Genomic DNA, 18,802 nt, shown 5'->3' on the forward strand with positions numbered 1-18,802 from the left:
TTCGGTGGTTCGGAACTCAGTGCATAGGCGCGCGCACAGCGGGTAGGCCTTGCTGCATCGTCTCTCGCTCGCGAAGCCGTCGTCAGGAGTAGACCGTGCTGCAACCGCCGCATTCGTCCCTGCAGGTAGCCGCCGTTCCGGCCCAGCGGGTGCCAGCGCGCGACAGGGACCAAGACGCTCCTTGGCACACCGAGGCGGTGTGCCGGCGCGACGAGGCAGGCCTCTTCTTCGCCCCCTCCAAGGAGCCCACCGCCGCCCGTCTCTCCCGCGAGGAGGCGGCGAAACAGGTCTGCGCCCGCTGTCCGGTCATGGTCGAGTGCCGCGAGCACGCCCTCCTGCAACCCGAGCCCTACGGCGTCTGGGGCGGCCTCACCGCCGCCGAACGCCGCGTCGTCCTCGCCCGGCGCCGCCGCCGCGACGTGGAACTGAAGAAGGCGGCGCGGGCGGCCGACCGCATAGCGGCAGCCGGCTAGCGGATTCCCACCGGGGAGCGCGCAGCCGGTCAGCCGGGTGCGCCAGGGCAGCGTGCAGCGGGCCGGCCGGTCCCCACCAAGGAGACACGTGAGAAGAGGGGCGCCCCCTCCGCACCGGGGGCGCCCCTCTTCCGGGACGGGTGGTTCTTCTGGCGCCGGGCGCCCTGCTCGCGGGCGTCCTGCCTCTACTTCGCGCGGTCGAAGTCGATCGCGCTGTAGGCCCGCAGCTTGCTCAGCCGGTGCTCGGAATCGATCCGCCGCACCGTCCCCGACTTCGACCGCATCACGATCGAGTCGGTCGTGGCGGTCTCCGACCGGTAGCGCACCCCGCGCAGCAGCTCCCCGTCGGTGATCCCGGTGGCCACGAAGAACACGTTCTCCCCGGTCACCAGGTCCTCGGTGGTCAGCACACGGTCGAGGTCGTGCCCGGCGTCCAGCGCCCGCTGCCGCTCCTCGTCGTCCTTCGGCCACAGCTTGCCCTGGATCGTGCCCCCCAGGCACTTCACGGCACAGGCCGAGATGATGCCCTCGGGCGTGCCGCCGATGCCGAGCAGCAGGTCGATGCCGGTGCCCTCGCGCAGCGCCAGGATCGAGCCGGCGACGTCGCCGTCGGAGATCAGCTTGATGCGCGCGCCGGTCTCCCGGATCTCCTGGATGATGCCCTCGTGCCGCGGCCGGTCCAGGATGACGACGGTGACGTCCTCGGGCGTGGCCCGCTTGGCCTTGGCGACCCGGCGGATGTTCACCGACACCGGCGCCTCGATGTCGACGAACTCGGCGGCCTCCGGGCCGGTGACCAGCTTGTCCATGTAGAACACGGCGGACGGGTCGAACATCGAGCCGCGTTCGGCGGCCGCGAGGACGGCGATCGCGTTCGGCATGCCCTTGGCCGTCAGCGTGGTGCCGTCGATCGGGTCGACGGCGATGTCGCACTCGGGGCCGGTCCCGTCGCCCACCCGCTCACCGTTGAAGAGCATCGGAGCCTCGTCCTTCTCGCCCTCGCCGATGACGACCACGCCGTTCATCGAGACGGTGGAGACGAGGGTCCGCATGGCCCGCACCGCGGCACCGTCGGCGCCGTTCTTGTCGCCGCGCCCGACCCAGCGGCCCGCGGCCATGGCCGCCGCTTCGGTCACCCGGACCAGTTCCAGGGCGAGGTTGCGGTCGGGGGCCTCGGAGGGGACATCGAGTTCGGTCGGCAATTGATGATGCTCGGTCATCGGAGCGCACCTTTCTGATACGACGACGGCCGGATGAGGGTTGCGGGCTCGACTCTATCGTCAGTCCGACAAAATGAGCAGGGGACCCCACGGATGAGCGCGCCAGGTACCTGCGACGATAGGGAGCGTGGCAGGTTCGAAAGGCAAGACGCAGACGGTCCGGGACATGGTGCTCTCCCTGGGCCTGATCATGGTCGCCGGGGCGGTGATGTACCTCTTCATCCCCCACGACGACAGCGCCCCCGACGTCAAGCGGGTCGACTACCGTGTCGAGTTGCTCACGGCACGTCGTGCGGCCTCCTATCCGGTCGCGGCGCCCGAGGGCCTGCCGTCGAGCTGGAAGGCTACCTCCGTGCGCTTCCGCGGGGACGACTTCGACGCCTGGCACCTCGGCTTCCACACTCCCGACGGGGAGTACGTCCAGGTCGAGCAGTCGACCGAGAAGCGCTCCACGTTCATCGACGAGGCGACGCAGGGCGCGCGGGAGACGGAGAGGACCGAGCAGCTCGCCGGCCGGACCTGGACCCGCTACACCGAGGGCCGCTACGACGCCCTCGTGCTGGAGAACGCGGACGGTTCGACGACGGTGGTCGCCGGCACGGCGTCGTTCGCCAGGCTGGCGCAGATGGCGGAGTCGCTGAAGATGGCGTGAGCGCCCCGCACCCCCGGCACGACGAAGGCCCCCGGCGAGATCGCCGGGGGCCTTCGTCGTGCCGGTGCTCGGGCACTCAGACCGTGGTCACGACCTGCTCGTACGCCAGTCGCGGCGAGCGCGGGTAGGAGGCGTCCTCCCCGGGCTTGCCGATGTTGACGACCATCAGCGGGGTGTGGTCGTCGTCCAGGAACTCCTTGCGGACGCCCTCGGAGTCGAAGCCGGTCATCGGGCCGGCGGCGAGGCCGGCGGCACGGACGCCGACGATGAAGTACGCGGCCTGGAGGGCGGCGTTCAGCGCGGCGGCGCTCTCGCGGGCCGGGCGCTCGGCGAAGAAGACGTCCTTGGCCTGCGGGAACGCCGGGAACAGGGTGGGCAGCTCCTCGTGGAACTCGTTGTCCGCGGAGAGGATCGCGACCAGCGGGGCGGTGGCCGTCTTGGCCTGGTTGCCCTCGGCCATGTGCCGCACCAGACGCTCACGGGCCTCGGCGGAGCGGACCAGGGTGATCCGCAGCGGGGTCTGGTTGAAGGCGGTCGGGCCGTACTTGACCAGGTCGTAGATCGCCTGGACCTGCTCCTCGGTCACCGGCTCGTCGGTGAAGGTGTTCGCGGTGCGGGCCTCACGGAACAGCAGGTCCTGGGCGGCGGGGTCGAGAACGAGAGACATGCGTGAACTTCCTGGAGTACGGAGTGCGGAGTACGGGCGCGTCCCGGTCCGGACACCGGAGCGGACGGCCGGGATCGACGGTACGCGATAGAAGTTCAACATTCAACAAAGCTCCGGGCGGGATCACACCGGCCGCGGTGACCCTCCTCACGCGCCGCCCCGCCGGCTCACCCCTCCTCCGCGTCCTCCTCCTCGGCCAGCGCAGCGTCCAGCCGCGCCCGCGCGCCCTCCAGCCAGCGCCGGCACACCTTGGCCAGCTCCTCCCCGCGCTCCCACAGGGCGAGGGACTCCTCCAGCGTCGTACCCCCCGCCTCCAGCCGGCGGACGACCTCGATCAGCTCGTCGCGCGCCTGCTCGTACCCGAGCGCCTCTGCCACCTTGTCGGTCATCCACTCACCCTAAAGATCGACTCGTACGTTGAACTCGCCCTCGGCGACCCGCGCGCGCAACGCCTCGTCCGCCGCCACCTCGCCCGGATCCCGCACCACATGCCCGTCGGCCCGCTGCAGCACGGCATACCCCCGCTTCAGCGTCGCGGCCGGCGAGAGCGCCACCACGCGCGCGTGCGTGTGCGCCAGCTCGGAGTCGGCGCGGTCCAGGAGGTGCCCCAGGGTGCGCCGGGAACGGTCGACCAGCGAGGTGACGTGATCCGCCCGCTCGTCGATCATCCGGTGCGGATCCTGTATCACGGGCCGCGCCAGCGCGTGGGCGAGCCCGCGCTCCTCCCGCTCCACGAACGCCTCCGTGCACCGCCGCGCCCGGTCACGCAGCATCCGCACCCGCTCCAGCTCCTCGCCGACGTCGGGCACGACCTTCTTCGCCGCGTCGGTGGGCGTCGAGGCCCGCAGGTCGGCCACATGGTCCAGCAGCGGATTGTCGGGCTCGTGCCCGATCGCCGACACCACCGGCGTACGGCAGGCCGCGACGGCACGCACCAGCTGCTCGTCGGAGAACGGCAGCAAATCCTCCACGCTGCCGCCGCCGCGCGCGACGATGATCACGTCCACCTCCTGCAGCGCGTCCAGCTCCTTCACCGCCTGGACGACCTGCGGCACGGCGTGCACCCCCTGCACGGCCACGTTGCGCACCTCGAAGCGGACGGCGGGCCAGCGGTGCCGGGCGTTCTCCAGCACGTCCCGCTCCGCGGCGGAGGCCCGCCCGCACACCAGCCCGATCAGCTGGGGGAGGAAGGGCAGCGGCTTCTTCCGCTCGGGGGCGAACAACCCCTCCGCGGCCAGGGACTTCTTCAGCTGCTCCAGCCGGGCCAGCAGCTCCCCGACCCCCACCGGCCGTATCTCGACCGCCCGCAGCGACAACTGCCCGCGCGGCGCGTACCACTCCGGCTTGGCGTGGACGACGACCCGCGCGCCCTCACCGACGACGTCCGCGACCGCGTCGAACACCTGCCGGTAGCAGGTCACGCTCACGGAGACGTCGTACGACGGGTCCCGCAGCGTCAGGAAGACGACGCCCGCGCCGGGACGCCGCGACAACTGGGTGATCTGCCCCTCGACCCAGACCGCGCCGAGCCGGTCGATCCACCCCCCGATGAGCCGGGACACCTCACCCACGGGCAGCGGTGTCTCGGCGGACGTGTTGACAGCCATGCCGCGAGCGTAGTGGCCGTCACCGACAATGCCGCGTGCGCTGCCCGGGAGGCGACCGCTCACGGGGCGTGACGAGCACACGATCTTCGACCCGCCGGACGCGGCCTTACGATGGGACGCATGACCGCTTCGCCTGGCCGCCGTGTCCTGCTCGCCGCCCCCCGGGGCTACTGCGCGGGTGTGGACCGCGCCGTGATCGCCGTCGAGAAAGCCCTGGAGCAGTACGGCGCTCCCGTCTACGTCCGCCACGAGATCGTCCACAACAAGTACGTCGTGCAGACCCTGGAGAAGAAGGGCGCCATCTTCGTCGAGCGGACGGAGGAGGTCCCGCCGGGCAACATCGTGATGTTCTCGGCGCACGGCGTCGCCCCCGTCGTCCACGAGGAGGCCGCGCGCGGGAAGCTCGCGACCATCGACGCGACCTGCCCGCTGGTCACCAAGGTCCACAAGGAAGCGGTCCGCTTCGCCCAGGACGACTACGACATCCTCCTGATCGGCCACGAGGGCCACGAGGAGGTCATCGGCACCTCCGGCGAGGCCCCCGACCACATCCAGCTCGTCGACGGCCCCGCCGACGTCGCCAAGGTCGAGGTCCGCGACCCCTCCAAGGTCGTCTGGCTCTCGCAGACCACCCTCTCCGTCGACGAGACCATGGAGACCGTCGACGCCCTCAAGGAGAAGTTCCCGCAGCTGATCTCCCCGCCCAGCGACGACATCTGCTACGCCACGCAGAACCGTCAGCTCGCGGTGAAGCAGATGGGCGCCGAGGCGGAACTCGTCATCGTGGTCGGCTCCCGCAACTCCTCCAACTCCAAGCGGCTCGTCGAGGTCGCCAAGCTCGCCGGCTCGCGCCAGGCGTACCTCGTGGACTTCGCGAGCGAGATCGACGAGGCCTGGCTGGAGGGTGTGACCACGGTCGGCGTCACCTCCGGCGCCTCCGTTCCGGAGGTCCTCGTCGAGGAGGTCCTCCAGTGGCTCGCCGAACGCGGCTACGGGGACGTCGAGCTGGTCAAGGCCGCCGATGAGCACATCACCTTCTCGCTGCCCAAGGAACTCCGCCGTGACCTGCGCGAAGAGGCCGCGGCACTGATCGCCGAGCGCGGCGGGAGCGGTGCCGGGGGCGCCTTGGCGGAGTGAGGACCGGGTGAGGGCGGGGTGACCGGCGCCGTGACCGTCAGTCGGTCGTCGTAACGTGGAGCCATGCAGATCTTCGGCGTGGACATCGGTGGATCCGGGATCAAGGGCGCCCCAGTGGACCTGGACAGGGGCGACCTGGCCCAGGAGCGCTGCAAGGTGCTCACCCCGCATCCGGCGACGCCCGACGGCGTCGCCGACGGCGTGAAGCAGGTCGTCGAGCACTTCGGGTGGACGGGCCCGGTGGGGCTCACCTTCCCGGGCGTGGTCACCGGCGGATCCACCATCCGTACGGCGGCCAATGTCGACAAGAGCTGGATCGACATGGACGCGCGCGCGCTGTTCAGCGAGCGGCTGGGCGGCCTGCCGGTGACGGTTGTCAACGACGCCGACGCGGCGGGCGTCGCCGAAATCGCGTTCGGCGCCGGCCGCGACCGCAGCGGCACGGTGATCCTGCTGACGTTCGGCACGGGCATCGGCAGCGCCCTCTTCGTCGACGGGGTCCTCGTCCCCAACACCGAGCTCGGCCACCTCGAGCTGAACGGCCACGACGCGGAGAAGCGCGCCTCCAGCAAGGCCAAGGAGGACGGCGACCTCACGTGGGAGCACTGGGCGCGCCGCGTCCAGAAGTACCTCGCCCACGTCGAGATGCTCTTCTCGCCCGAGCTGTTCATCATCGGCGGCGGCGTCAGCCGCAAGGCGCAGAAGTTCCTGCCCTTCGTCGAGGGCATCAAGGCGGAGATCGTCCCGGCGCAGCTGCAGAACAACGCGGGCATCGTGGGAGCGGCGATGCGGGCGGCGAACCACGGCTAGGGACGGCCAGGGACGGGCGCCGCAGCGACCTGGAACACCGGAGGCCGAAAACTCCGGGGCCGGGATACCGGGGCCGGAATGCCGGAGGCCGGAACACCGGGGCGGAGCACGGTGAGGGCGGAGGCGGGTGGGGGAGGCTACCGCCGGGCCCCAGTCGGGGGAGGCTACCGCCGGTCTCCGGTCACGGGAGGCTACCGCCGGTTTCCCGTCGGGCGGCGGCGCGTCCGGGCCGCCGCGGCGATCCGGCGCACCAGCATCACCACCCCCGCCAGCAGCGTTCCGCCGTAGAGCCAGCCGACCTCGGTGGCCAGGGCGGTGGCCAGCCCCATCAGCCGGGAGCCGAGCCCGTCGCCGCCGTCGGCGACGGGCAGGAGCCCCAGGGCGAAGGCGATCGGGACGACGACGGGCGCGGACAGCGGTTCCGCCCTGCGCACCCACAGCGCGGTCAGCAGGCACACCGGCAGGAACAGTACGCCGTACACCGTCAGCGAGGCTCCGAACAGCAGCTGGTCCAGCCAACCGAACAGCAGCATGAGCGCTCCGCTGAACAGGCCGCCGCCGAGCCCGGTGAGCCGGGGGTTGCGCATACGCCGTACGGCCGCCGCCGCGGGCGGAACGGGCGGCCTGGGGGCGCGTGCAGGCCGCGGGAGCGCCGGGGGGCGGCCGGCCGTCGACGGCGTACCGGCACGAGCACGGGAGCCGGCGGCGGCACGGGAGCCGGGGCCCCGTTTCCGTGGCACCGAGGGACGGGCGACCCGCGATGCGTCCGCCCGCCCGGCCGGCACCGCCGAACCGTTCCTGCCACCGCCACGGGCGCCGCCCCGGCGGTCGCCCCCGCCGCCCCCGCGGCCGGCGCCCCCGCCCGCACCGCGGACCGCCTGCGGCGGCAGGGGCGGGGTGCCGCCTCGCGTCCCGTTCTGCCGGGAGCGCGTCCTGTGTTGCTCCATCGGTCCAACTTAGGTCGGTTTATGTGCCGAATCCGGCGCGGGACACGCCGAGGGAGAGACCTTGGCCATGCGTTCGACAGGTCCGCCGGGGCGGGTGCGGGCACGCCGTAAACTGGTGGATCGGCCAGTCCTCTGGCCCCCTGGCCCTCTCACTACGGGAAGTCGCAACGTGTCGCTCACGATCGGAATCGTCGGTCTGCCGAATGTCGGCAAGTCGACCCTGTTCAACGCCCTGACCAAGAACGACGTGCTGGCGGCCAACTACCCGTTCGCCACGATTGAGCCCAACGTCGGCGTGGTCGGTGTCCCCGACGCCCGGCTGACCAAGCTCGCGGAGATCTTCAGCTCGCAGCGGATCCTCCCGGCGACCGTCGACTTCGTCGACATCGCGGGCATCGTGCGCGGTGCCAGCGAGGGTGAGGGCCTCGGCAACAAGTTCCTCGCGAACATCCGTGAGTCCGACGCGATCTGCCAGGTCATCCGCGCCTTCAAGGACGAGAACGTCGTCCACGTCGACGGCAAGGTCTCGCCCAAGGACGACATCGAGACGATCAACACCGAGCTGATCCTCGCCGACCTCCAGACCATCGAGAAGGTCCTGCCGCGCCTGCAGAAGGAGTCGCGGATCAAGAAGGACATCGCGCCGAAGGTCAAGGCCGTCGAGGAGGCGAAGGAGATCCTGGAGAAGGGCGACACGCTCTTCGCGCACGGCATCGTCCAGGGCACCGAGCGCAACGAACTCCTCCACGACCTGCACCTGCTGACCACCAAGCCCTTCCTCTACGTCTTCAACGTCGACGAGGACGAGCTGGTCGACGAGTCCTTCAAGGACGAGCAGCGCGCCCTGGTCGCCCCCGCCGAGGCGATCTTCCTCAACGCCAAGCTGGAGGCGGACCTCGCCGAGCTGGACGAGGAGGACGCCCTGGAGCTGCTGGAGTCGGTGGGCGCCGAGGAGCCCGGCCTCGCCACCCTCGCCCGCGTCGGCTTCACCACCCTCGGCCTGCAGACGTACCTCACGGCCGGCCCCAAGGAGTCCCGCGCCTGGACCATCAAGAAGGGCGCCACCGCCCCCGAGGCCGCCGGGGTCATCCACACCGACTTCCAGAAGGGCTTCATCAAGGCGGAGGTCATCTCCTTCGGGGACCTGGTCGAGGCCGGCTCGGTCGCCGAGGCCCGCGCCAAGGGCAAGGCCCGCATGGAGGGCAAGGACTACGTGATGCAGGACGGGGACGTGGTGGAGTTCCGCTTCAACGTGTAGTCATCTCGATACCGCTTGCGAGGTCTTCGGTCACCATGCGGCTCAGGAGAGGCCGGGCTCCGGCGAGTCCGGCCTCTTTCACGTCCAGGTGCTGACCTGGTGCTGATTGTTCAGCCGCTCCGGGGAGGCGTGAGCTTGTCGAGGTCGATACTGATCTCGAAGGGCACCGGGCGCTGGAGGGCGCCCCGGAAGATGCCGGCGGGCGCGTAGGCGCCCGTTGGTTCGTCGAGCTCGTACACATGGACGACGGGTGCGCCGTCCTCGTCCTCGATGCACCAGTAGTGCGGGATGCCGGCCTCCGCGTATTTGCGGAGCTTGACCGTGCGGTCGCGGTGGGCGGACTCGGGGGAGACGACTTCCACGACGAGGCTCACGTCATCGGGGGCGTACCAGGTGCGGTCGGGGTCGTAGGGCAGGTCCGTCAGCAAGAGGTCCGGCTCGGGGCGGTTGCGGGCATCGAGGCGGATCGTCATCTCTCGCTCGACCTCGACGCCGGCCGGCGCCTGCGCCATGAGCGTGGTGGTCAGGGCAGTGACGAGGCGGCCGTGCCAGGACCGCTGGGGCGACATCATGAATACGAGGGCTCCGTCGATCAGCTCCGTGTGGCGCGGTGCCTCGGGGAGGTGATCCAGGTCCTCCGCGAACCAGCCTTCCGCGCGGGGCGGGCGCATCCAGTCGGGTAGTGCGGTCATGGCTTCACGGTAGCGGCTGCGGCGGCGGCGAGCCGGGTGCTCCCCCGGAGCCTCCGATCCACGCCTCGCCACGGCCGCGAGTGCCTACGGCGTGGGGACGATGCCTCCGTCCAGCGCGTCATGACGGATGCGTTGCGTCAGGGCGAGCTGTTCGCGCAGCAGGCGCTCGTGTTCGTCCAGCCGCTTCATCGTGTCGGCGATCGCCTGCTGGGTGGCGAGGCCGGGCAGTACCACGGGCAGCTCACGGAGCACATCGAGGGAGATGGTCTTCATCTTCATGCTCCCCGTGGAGTGGGCCTCCAGCCACGTACGCGCCTCCGGACCCCGCAGGTACGCGGCGAAGTAGTCGGCGTCGAGCCCGGCGGGGGGACGCAGCAGGAAGCACCCTGTGCCGCATACCCAGCCATTCTGTTCCTCACGGACGACGGCGGCTCGTCCCAGCTCTCCCCGGCGCGCCAGGACGACATCGCCGGGGCGGAGGTGGAAGCGCTCCAGCCCCATGGCCTGTCGCTCGCTGATGCACCGGATGCTCGCAGTGCTGAAGCCGCTCCCGGTCAGGTCTTTGGGCATCACCACGGGGACGCCGCCGACGTCGACGTAGTCGTCGGCGCGGATCAGACTTCCCGACGGTCCCGCGATCAGCAGGCCCGGGGCCTCGAGTAGCCCTTCCGCGGTGCCCTCCACCAGGCGCCGGAGCGGCACACGCGGGGCTTCCGTCTCGCCGCGCGCCACCCGCTCGCTCCGATCGAAGCTCTTGCAGAGGCGGGCCGTCGCGCCGGCTGTCGATTCGGCGCGATTCACCAGCTCGTCGAGCAGGCGGCGTGTGTCCAGCGCTGCGGTTGGCTGCTCCCGGGCAGGCGCCACGTACAGCCGGGGGTCAAGGGGGCAGCCGTCGTTCTCCAGGATCTCGTCGTACGTGACCGAGCAGGAGAATCCGGGTTCGTCGGGGGTCGCGCGGGGAGACCGCAGCCAGGCGTGGAACCGGCCGCTGATGCGGTCCCTGTCCGCCGGGCCGAGTTCACACGCTCGGCGCGGAGCCTGCGTGCCGAGTTGGCTCGCGTCGATGAAGAGGACGGACTCGGTTTCATCGACGGGGGCGTGGCGGGATTTGTCACGGGCGAGTAGCCAGAGGTGCACTGGGACCGTCGTGTGGGAGAAGAGGCCGGCCGGTAGTGCGACAACGGCGAGAAGCGCGCCTGCGGCCAGTATCGCCTTGCGGATCTCCGCTGCGCGACCGCGTGCGGAGGCGGCGCCCGACGGCATGATCAGGGCCGCCTTCCCCTTCTCGCTGAGTCGGGTCCACGCGAGCTGGATCCAGGCGAAGTTCGCGTTCGACTCGGGGGGCGGGCCGAAGGGCCAGTCGAGGTGTTCCAGGCCCTGGACGCGCTGGTTGAACGGTGGGTTGCACAGCACGAGTTCGGCCATGCCGTTGCCCGGACTCCGGAAGAGTGACCCGGGATCGGAGGCACGCACCAGGGGCCGGTCGATCCCGTGCAGGGCCAGGTTCATCATGGCCAGGTGGGGGTTGCGGTGATCCATGGCGTAACCCTCGAACGAGGCGCCGCCCACGTGGCCCTGCTGTGCGATGTGCCGCGCGGCGGCGGCCAGGAACCCCCCGGTGCCGCAGGCGGGGTCGAGTACACGATCGCCGGGCTGGGGGGACAGGGATTCCGCGAGCAGTCGCGTGAGCGTGCGCGGCGTGTGGTACTCGCCCGTCTGAGCGGTGCTCTCCGTGACGTACCGTTCCAGGAGCAGGTCGGCGACCTCTTCGAGTCCGGCCTCGGCGGCTGTGGGGGACTGTTGGAGCGCGGCGAGGAAGGCCGCCACCCATGGCAGGTCCTCCGCCTCGCCCTTGCCGGCGAACACATTCTCCGGATTCCAGGGTGCGAGCACGGGAAAGCGGTCGTGCCTGGAGGCGAGGAAGAACGCGTCATTCAGGTCCCTCAGCGGTGGATACCCGGTCTGTGCCTCCGCAACGGCTCTGGACCACCGTTTGACCAGTTCGTCACCCGGGTCGTTCGTGGAGTCGATGAACCTCGCGAGCAGCAGGACGGCGAGCATCGCGGTGAGGTCGCGGTCCGTGCTCCGGCCCCGCTGAAAGGGTGCATACGCCCGCCACAGTCGGTCGACGACCTCTGCGGCGGGGCCGTGCGCATCCGTGCTCTCCACTGGGAACTCCTCGCTCGGGTGTTTCACTTCGGTCGGCTGAACGTGTACGTGGCCGTCGGTACCAGCATGAGGCAGAATGCGCAGTGGGGCTGCGCACTCTGGCACACGGCATTTATGCCGCGTGTATCTTCCGGCGTCCTCTTCTGTTGAGGCGTCATAAACCTAGCAGTGCCGATGGGTTGATGCGGGGCGCCAACGGGTCTCGTCGCTGCACGAGGGACTGATGCGCAGTCGGACTGCGCGATCGAGCTTTACGTTCTTGCTGCTGGAGCGGCCCGGGGACGATTCGCGGTGTGGGGGAGGTGGCCGCCGGGAGCTCTGGGGAGTGACCCACGTCACCATCGCCTTGGCGTGCCGACCCGTAGGGCGTGGTCGCCGACGCCGACGCCTTCGGGACGCGGCGGCCCGTCGCCCTCGCCGTGCGCTGGTGCCACGTGCTGCGGAGCGCCTCCGGCGGGGCCGGGAGAAGAGGGCCGGGGCGGGTGGCGCGTGGCGAGCGGGACACGGCCGCGAGGGGGCGGCTGCACGAGGCCGGCTCGGTCGGTCTGGATCGGTGCTGCATTCTCCGACCCGATGTCAGGAATGCTCAGGTCTGTAGACGGTGGAGCGATGCCCGACGTGCACGACCAGATCACCAGGTCGCCGTGACCGGCGACGCGCACGCCAGGAACGGATCGGCCGCCTTGCTCCAGGACTCGCCCCGTGCGAGTGCGGCTGCTCCCTCCGTACGCAGCGACTCGACGACGGGCGAGAGGAAGTCCGTACGCCAGTGTCGTACGGCTCGCTCCTCCATCCCGCTCGCGTCGACGACCGCACTCACCTTCGCTTCGAGCACGGCCACGCCCTCTGCGATGTCCTCACCGGTCCACTCGTCCATGCGGTCGGCCACCAGGGCCCAGGTCAGCTTGATCATGCGCGGGATCGTAGAGGCGTCGGCGAGCAGGGAGAGGTCGCAGGGCGTTGGGTACGACCCCTCGGGCCTTCTCCGGCCCCCTTCCGCCCACCCGGGACTCCGGTGTCTCCCCGCCCGGGCGCAGCCGGGGCAGAAAATCACCCGGGGACGGTGCAACCCTCGCCGCCCTCCACGTGTCGTACATGGCGTCAGGACCTTTGGAGGGGGATCCGGGGGGATCGCGGGGGTTCTGATACGCGGAGGGGGCAAGCCGAGGGGCCCGGTCGACTTGACCAGGCCCCTCGAAGCGTCTTCCCGGGTCAGCGGCTCAGAAGAACACCCCGCACCGCAGCAGCACGTTCGCGTACGGTCGCGCCTCCCCGGTGCGTACGACCAGCCGCGCGCCGGCCGACAGTTCCTTCAGCTCCTCGTGCGGGACCAGCGCCAGGCCGGGGAAGTGCCCGTCCAGCAGCGCCGACGCCGACGGGTTCGCGGCCCGCACCTCCCGCGCCGCCGTCGCCCCCTCCACGACCAGCTCGTCGAGCAGTCCCTCGACGACCTCCGCGAACGACGGCACCCCCGCCCGGAAGGCGAGGTCGACGACGCGCGGCCCGTCGGGTATCGGCATGCCGGCGTCACACACCAGCACCCCGTCCCCGTGCCCCAGCTCGGCGAGCGCCCCGGAGAGATGACGGTTCAGGATTCCCGCCTTCTTCACAGGGCGTCACCCCGCCGCGCCACCTCGGGCGCGCGCAGCGCCTCGACCTCCCGTGCCGTGGGGAACGACTCCTGCGCGCCCCGCCGGGTGACCGCGACCGCCCCGACCCGCGCCGCGTAGGCCGCCGCCTCCGCGAGCGACGAACCAGCGCCCAGCTTCCAGGCCAGGGCCGCGGTGAAGGAGTCACCCGCGCCCGTGGTGTCCACGGCGTCCACCGCCACCGACGCCACCCGCGCGACCCCCTCCGGCGACGCCACCAGCGCGCCCCGCGCGCCCAGGGTGACCACCACCGACCGGGGGCCCTTCGCGAGCAGCAGCCGCGCCCAGTCCCCGGGGTCGTCGCCCACGCCCGCGTCCCCGAGGAGCACCTTCGCCTCGTGCTCGTTGACGATCAGCGGGTCGCAGGCCGCCAGCACCTCGGCGGGCAGCGGGCGGGGAGGGGAGGGGTTGAGGACGAAGCGGCTGCCGGGCGCCAGGGCGCGGACGACCTCCACGACCGTCTCCAGCGGGATCTCCAGCTGCGCCGACACCACGCGTGAGGTGTGGAAGAGGCACGCGGCGGCCCGTATGTCCTGCGGGGTCAGCCGGCCGTTCGCGCCCGGGGAGACGACGATGCTGTTGTCACCCGACGGGTCCACCGTGATCAGCGCGACCCCGGTGGGCGCCCCGCCCACCAGCACGCCCACCGTGTCCACCCCGGCCGCCCGCTGCGAGTCGAGGAGCAGGCGACCGTGGGCGTCGTCACCGACCCTGGCCAGCAGGGCCGTACGGGCACCGAGGCGCGCCGCCGCGACCGCCTGGTTCGCGCCCTTGCCGCCCGGGTGGACGGCCAGGTCGGAACCGAGGACCGTCTCGCCGGCCCCGGGCCGTCGCTCGACGCCGATCACCAGGTCGGCGTTGGCCGACCCTACGACCAGTAGGTCGTAGTCGTACATGAATGAACTCCCCTGGTACGTGACGTGGGGCGAACGGCGGTCCAGCACCCCCGGTGCCGGACCGCCGCCCGCCCGCTCGCCGATGTCAGCCGCTGAAGCCGGCCACGTTCTCCGCCGTGACCACCTTCACCGGCACCTTCACCGTCTGCTGGACCTTCTTGCCCTGCAGCGCCTTCAGCGCGTTGTCCACGGCGATCCTGCCCAGCTCGGACGGCTGCTGTGCGACGGACGCGTACAGCGTGCCGTTCTTGACCGCGTTCAGGCCGTCCGGGGTGCCGTCGAAGCCGACGACCTGGACGGACTTTCCGGCCTTCGAACCCAGCGCCTTGATCGCGCCGAGCGCCATCTCGTCGTTGGCGGCGATGACGCCCTGGACGTCCGGGTGGGCCTGAAGCAGGTTCGACATCACGTCGAGGCCCTTGGTGCGGTCGAAGTCGGCCGGCTGCTGGGCCAGGACCTGGATGCCCGGGTAGGCCTTCAGCCCCTTGGCGAAGCCCTCGGCGCGTTCCCGGGCCGCGGACGTGCCCGCCTGGCCCTGGAGGATCACGATCTTGCCGGTCCCGCCGAGCTTCTCGGCGACGGTCCGCGCGGCCAGTTCGCCGCCGGCGACGTTGTCGGAGGCCACCAGCGTGTCCGTCGTCGCCTTGTTGACGCCGCGGTCGACCGCGATCACCGGGATCCTCGCCTTGTCGGCGGCTCGCACGGCGGGGCCGGCCGCGTCGGAGTCCACCGGGTTGACGATGATCGCGTCGTAGCCGGAACTGGTGAAGTTCTGCAGCTGGTTGGCCTGCTGCGAGGCGTCGTTCTGCGCGTCGGTGACCGTCAGGTCCACACCCAGCTTCTTCGCCTCGGCCTTCGCGCCCGACTGGATCTGCACGAAGAACGGGTTGTTGAGCGTCGACAGCGCCAGACCGACCTTCGGGCTGGAGGCCGACGAGGTGCCGCCGTGCAGGAAGGAGGTCGCGCCGACGATCGCCACGGTCACCACGGCCGCCAGCGCGTACGTCACCGCCTGCTTCCCCCTGTTGCCGCCGGTGCCGGCCGCGACCGGGGTCGCCCCGGCCTTGCGGCGCAGGGTGTCCAGCAGCACGGCCAGCGCGATGACGACACCGATGACGACCTGCTGCCAGAAGGCGGAGACCGACAGGAGGTTGAGGCCGTTGCGCAGCACCGCCAGGATCAGCGCGCCGATCAGGGTGCCGGACGCCTTGCCGGTGCCGCCGGCGAGCGAGGCGCCGCCGATGACGACCGCGGCGATCGCGTCCAGCTCGTAGCCGTCGGCGGCCTGCGGCTGCGCGGAGGAGAGCCGGGCGGCGAGGACGACACCCGCGGCGGCGGCGAACACGCCGGACAGGGCGTAGACGGCGAGCTTCTGCCTCTTCACGCGCAGACCGGACAGACGCGCGGCCTCCTCGTTGCCGCCGATGGCGTACATCGAGCGGCCGATGTACGTCCGGCCGAGCACGAACGCCGCGATCAGACCCATGACGATCATGACCAGCACGGGGACGGGCAGCCAGCCGCCCAGCGTGTCACCCAGGTGCGAGACGGAGTCGGGGAAGGCGATCGGGGAGCCCTCGGAGATCACCAGCGACAGACCGCGGCCCACCGACAGCATGGCGAGCGTCGCGATGAACGGCGGCAGTTTGCCGTACGCGATGAGGAAACCGTTCACCAGACCGCACACGACGCCGGTGACGACGGCCAGGAGCATCGCCAGGACGACCGGGACGCCCTGCTGGGTGGCGCTCCACGCCAGCACGGTGGCCGACAGGGCCGCCACCGAGCCGACCGACAGGTCGATGCCCGCCGAGACGATGACGAACGTGACGCCGAAGGCGAGGATGGCGGTCACGGCGGCCTGGACACCGACGTTGAGCAGGTTGTCGGTGGTGAGGAAGTCGCCCGACAGCGCCGACATGGCGATGACGAGGACGATCAGCGCGGTGAGCGCGCCGTTGTCGAGGAGCAGGCGGCGGACCGCCGCGGCGCCACCGGCGCCCGTTGTGCTCTTGAGCGTGTCAGCGGCCACGGCCGGCCTCCGAATCAGTCGTAGCGATGGGGGTGGGGGTACTGACGGCGAGCGCCATCACGGCGTCCTGGGTGGCCTCGTCGGCCGGGAGCTCACCGGCGATCCGGCCCTGCGCCATCACCAGCACCCGGTCGCTCATGCCGAGCACCTCGGGCAGGTCGCTGGAGATCATCAGGACGGCGGCTCCGGCGGCCGTCAGTTCGTTGACGAGCTGGTAGATCTCGACCTTGGCGCCGACGTCGATACCGCGCGTCGGCTCGTCGAGGATCAGCACCTTGGTGTTCGCGAGCAGCCACTTGCCGATGACGACCTTCTGCTGGTTGCCGCCGGAGAGCGTGCGCACGTGCTGGCCGAGGCCAGCCATCCGCACACCCAGTTGCTTCGCGATCCGGTCGGCGGCCTCGTGCTGGCCCCTGAGGTCGACGAGTCCGGCCCGGGTGGCGGACCGCATGGTCACCAGCCCGAGGTTCTCCTCGACGGAGGCGTCGAGCACCAGCCCCTGGCCCTTGCGGTCCTCCGGCACGAGCCCGATCCCGGCCGCCAAGGCCGCGTTCACGTCGTGGCGGGGCAGGCGCGCGCCGCCGACCTTCACGGCTCCGTGGTCGTACGGGTCCGCCCCGAAGACGGCCCGGACGACCTCGGTACGGCCGGCGCCGACGAGCCCGGCGATACCGACGACCTCACCGGCGTGCACCTGGAAGCTGACGTCGTGGAAGACGCCGTCCCGGGTGAGCCCCTCGACGGAGAGCAGGGCGGCGCCCCTGTCGGCGCGCTCGCGCGGGTACTGCTGCTCGATGGAACGGCCCACCATGAGCCGGACGAGTTCGTCCTGGGGCGTCGAGGCGGGCACCTGGCCGACGCTCCGTCCGTCGCGGATGACGGTGACGCGGTCGCCCAGGGCGGCGATCTCCTCCAGGTGGTGCGTGATGAAGACGATGCCGACACCGTCCTCGCGCAGCCGGCGCACGATCGCGAAGAGCTTCTCGACCTCCTCGGAGGTGAGCACGGCGGTCGGCTCGTCCATGATCAGCACGCGCGCGTCCAGGCTCAGCGCCTTCGCGATCTCGACCATCTGCAGGCGGGCGATGCCCAGTTCCCGCACGCGCGCGCGGGGCGACACGCTGACGCCCACCCGCTCCAGCAGGACGGCGGCCTCGGCCTCCATCCGCTTGCGGTCGATCATCCCGAACCGGCGCGGCTGGCGCCCCAGGAAGATGTTCTCGGCGACCGTCAGATCGGGCACCAGGTTGAACTCCTGGTAGATGGTGGCGATCCCGAGGCGCTCGGAGTCCTGCGCGCCCTGGATGCGCACCTCCTCGCCGCCGGCCAGGATCCGCCCGGCATCGGGGCGGTAGGCGCCGGAGAGCATCTTGATGAGGGTGCTCTTGCCCGCACCGTTCTCACCCAGCAGTACGTGCACCTCGCCCCGGCGCAGATCGAAGTCGACGCCGTCGAGCGCGACCACACCGGGGAAGGTCTTGCGTATGCCTTCGATGCGCAGCAACTCGTCCGCGTTGCTCACGACTGGCTCCTGTTCCTTGCGGGGGGCTGCGCAGCGGGGGACTGCGCAGAGGCCGGCTCGCCGCACGAGCGGCGCACGACGAGACGGGCGGGGAGGGTGACGGACGCGCCGGGCCGTCCCTCGATGCGGTCGACGAGCGCGCGCACGGCCGCGCGCCCCAGTTCGCCCGTCGGCTGGGCGATCGCCGTGATCGGCGGATCGGTGTGCACGAACCAGGGGATGTCGTCGAACGCGGCCAGCGCGATGTCGTCGGGAACGCGCAGCCCACGCGCGCGTACGGCGTCCAGCGCGCCCAGCGCCATCAGGTTGTCGGCCGCGAACACGACCTCGGGCGGTCCGGGCAGGTCGAGGAAGCTGTCCATGACCCGCCGTCCGCTCTCGGCCTGGAAGTCGCCCTGCCCTGTGTAGGCGTCGGGCAGGGGGAGTCCGTACGTGGCCAGGGCGGCCCGGAAGGCCTCGACGCGCTCGCTGCCGGTGGTGGTGGCGGCCGGGCCCGCGATGATGGCGAGCCTGCGGTGCCCCAGCCCGTGCAGATGCGCCACCAGGTCCTGTACGGCGGCCCGTCCGTCCGCGCGGACCACCGGCACGTCGACGCCCGGGATCCACCGGTCGACGAACACCATCGGCGCCCCTCCGCGCGCGGCGTCCAGCATCAGCGGCGAGCCGCCGTCGGTGGGGGAGACGAGCAGCCCGTCGATACGGCGGTCCAGCAGGGTCCGCACATGGTGGTCCTGGAGGTCGGGTCGCTCATCGGCGTTGCCGATGATGACGCTGTAGCCGAGCGCGCGGGCCTCCTCCTCGACGGAGCGGGCCAGTTCGGTGAAGTAGGGGTTCATCACGTCGCTGATGACCAGGCCGAGGGTGCGGGTCTGGTCGGTGCGCAGGGACCGGGCGACGGCGTTCGGGCGGTAGCCCAGCGTCTCGACGGCGGCCAGCACGCGCGTGCGTGCCTCGGCGCTGACCGACGGGTGGTCGTTCAGGACGCGCGAGACCGTGGCGACGGACACGCCCGCCTCCGCGGCGACGTCCTTGATGCTCGCCATCGCCGGTCCACCTCCTTGTGGAACTCGG

General features: G+C 71.3%; 18 protein-coding genes. 5 read left to right on the forward strand and 13 right to left on the reverse strand.

The features are described 5' to 3' along the window. The first annotated feature begins 95 nt into the window (after positions 1-95). Positions 96-473 carry a WhiB family transcriptional regulator gene (locus ACIBBD_RS14115; RefSeq protein ID WP_399419629.1) on the forward strand — a complete coding sequence of 126 codons (378 nt, stop codon included), beginning with the start codon at positions 96-98 and terminating at the stop codon, positions 471-473. A gap of 185 nt (positions 474-658) precedes the next feature. Here the strand turns inward: ACIBBD_RS14115 and glpX are convergent, their stop codons facing one another. Then, the gene (gene glpX / locus ACIBBD_RS14120; protein ID WP_399419630.1) at positions 659-1,693 is read right to left on the reverse strand and encodes a class II fructose-bisphosphatase; all 1,035 of its coding nucleotides are present in this window, start codon (positions 1,691-1,693) and stop codon (positions 659-661) included. A gap of 127 nt (positions 1,694-1,820) precedes the next feature. Here glpX and ACIBBD_RS14125 point away from each other — a divergent pair, with 127 nt between their 5' ends. After that, on the forward strand, positions 1,821-2,345 hold the full coding sequence (locus ACIBBD_RS14125) for a DUF4245 domain-containing protein (protein ID WP_399419631.1): 525 nt from the start codon (positions 1,821-1,823) through the stop codon (positions 2,343-2,345). Between the two features lie 76 nt (positions 2,346-2,421). Here the strand turns inward: ACIBBD_RS14125 and ACIBBD_RS14130 are convergent, their stop codons facing one another. From ACIBBD_RS14130 to xseA, 3 genes are all read right to left on the reverse strand, one after another. Continuing rightward, positions 2,422-3,012 carry a malonic semialdehyde reductase gene (locus tag ACIBBD_RS14130; protein ID WP_399419632.1) on the reverse strand — a complete coding sequence of 197 codons (591 nt, stop codon included), beginning with the start codon at positions 3,010-3,012 and terminating at the stop codon, positions 2,422-2,424. Between the two features lie 167 nt (positions 3,013-3,179). Then, positions 3,180-3,401, reverse strand: a complete 222-nt coding sequence (locus ACIBBD_RS14135; protein ID WP_399419633.1) for an exodeoxyribonuclease VII small subunit — start codon at positions 3,399-3,401, stop codon at positions 3,180-3,182. Between the two features lie 9 nt (positions 3,402-3,410). Continuing rightward, a complete protein-coding gene (gene xseA, locus ACIBBD_RS14140; protein WP_399419634.1) occupies positions 3,411-4,619 on the reverse strand; it encodes an exodeoxyribonuclease VII large subunit in 1,209 nt (402 codons plus the stop codon). Positions 4,620-4,730: 111 nt separating this feature from the next. Between xseA and ACIBBD_RS14145 the strand changes: the two genes are divergently transcribed. Further along, positions 4,731-5,756, forward strand: a complete 1,026-nt coding sequence (locus tag ACIBBD_RS14145; RefSeq protein WP_399419635.1) for a 4-hydroxy-3-methylbut-2-enyl diphosphate reductase — start codon at positions 4,731-4,733, stop codon at positions 5,754-5,756. A gap of 63 nt (positions 5,757-5,819) precedes the next feature. Then, positions 5,820-6,566: a polyphosphate--glucose phosphotransferase gene (gene ppgK, locus ACIBBD_RS14150; RefSeq protein WP_399419636.1), complete on the forward strand. Its 747-nt coding sequence runs from the start codon at positions 5,820-5,822 to the stop codon at positions 6,564-6,566. 191 nt (positions 6,567-6,757) lie between these two features. Here the strand turns inward: ppgK and ACIBBD_RS14155 are convergent, their stop codons facing one another. After that, positions 6,758-7,153: a DUF6542 domain-containing protein gene (locus ACIBBD_RS14155; protein WP_399419637.1), complete on the reverse strand. Its 396-nt coding sequence runs from the start codon at positions 7,151-7,153 to the stop codon at positions 6,758-6,760. A gap of 529 nt (positions 7,154-7,682) precedes the next feature. Between ACIBBD_RS14155 and ychF the strand changes: the two genes are divergently transcribed. Further along, positions 7,683-8,771 carry a redox-regulated ATPase YchF gene (gene ychF, locus ACIBBD_RS14160; RefSeq protein WP_399419638.1) on the forward strand — a complete coding sequence of 363 codons (1,089 nt, stop codon included), beginning with the start codon at positions 7,683-7,685 and terminating at the stop codon, positions 8,769-8,771. Positions 8,772-8,881: 110 nt separating this feature from the next. On the opposite strand, the gene ACIBBD_RS14165 is transcribed toward ychF, so the two are convergent. From ACIBBD_RS14165 to ACIBBD_RS14200, 8 genes are all read right to left on the reverse strand, one after another. Then, positions 8,882-9,463 carry a Uma2 family endonuclease gene (locus ACIBBD_RS14165; RefSeq protein WP_399419639.1) on the reverse strand — a complete coding sequence of 194 codons (582 nt, stop codon included), beginning with the start codon at positions 9,461-9,463 and terminating at the stop codon, positions 8,882-8,884. Positions 9,464-9,547: 84 nt separating this feature from the next. Beyond that, positions 9,548-11,632 (reverse strand): N-6 DNA methylase, encoded by a 2,085-nt coding sequence (locus tag ACIBBD_RS14170; protein ID WP_399419640.1) that lies wholly within the window; start codon positions 11,630-11,632, stop codon positions 9,548-9,550. 631 nt (positions 11,633-12,263) lie between these two features. Further along, positions 12,264-12,545, reverse strand: coding sequence for a hypothetical protein (locus ACIBBD_RS14175; protein ID WP_399419641.1), 282 nt, complete (start codon positions 12,543-12,545; stop codon positions 12,264-12,266). 307 nt (positions 12,546-12,852) lie between these two features. Next, positions 12,853-13,242 carry a D-ribose pyranase gene (gene rbsD, locus ACIBBD_RS14180; protein ID WP_399419642.1) on the reverse strand — a complete coding sequence of 130 codons (390 nt, stop codon included), beginning with the start codon at positions 13,240-13,242 and terminating at the stop codon, positions 12,853-12,855. Then, positions 13,239-14,177 carry a ribokinase gene (locus ACIBBD_RS14185; protein WP_399419643.1) on the reverse strand — a complete coding sequence of 313 codons (939 nt, stop codon included), beginning with the start codon at positions 14,175-14,177 and terminating at the stop codon, positions 13,239-13,241. The genes rbsD and ACIBBD_RS14185 overlap by 4 nt, the downstream gene beginning before the upstream one ends. Positions 14,178-14,262: 85 nt before the next feature. Then, positions 14,263-16,209 (reverse strand): substrate-binding domain-containing protein, encoded by a 1,947-nt coding sequence (locus ACIBBD_RS14190; RefSeq protein WP_399419644.1) that lies wholly within the window; start codon positions 16,207-16,209, stop codon positions 14,263-14,265. Next, complete coding sequence (locus tag ACIBBD_RS14195) at positions 16,199-17,731, reverse strand: sugar ABC transporter ATP-binding protein (RefSeq protein ID WP_399419645.1); 1,533 nt, start codon at positions 17,729-17,731, stop codon at positions 16,199-16,201. Before ACIBBD_RS14195 ends, ACIBBD_RS14190 begins: the two co-directional genes overlap by 11 nt. Beyond that, positions 17,728-18,774, reverse strand: coding sequence for a LacI family DNA-binding transcriptional regulator (locus tag ACIBBD_RS14200; protein ID WP_399419646.1), 1,047 nt, complete (start codon positions 18,772-18,774; stop codon positions 17,728-17,730). The genes ACIBBD_RS14195 and ACIBBD_RS14200 overlap by 4 nt, the downstream gene beginning before the upstream one ends. Between the last annotated feature and the right edge of the window lie 28 nt (positions 18,775-18,802).

This window comes from Streptomyces sp. NPDC051315, from assembly GCF_044455165.1.
In the GTDB taxonomy this organism is placed as follows: domain Bacteria; phylum Actinomycetota; class Actinomycetes; order Streptomycetales; family Streptomycetaceae; genus Streptomyces.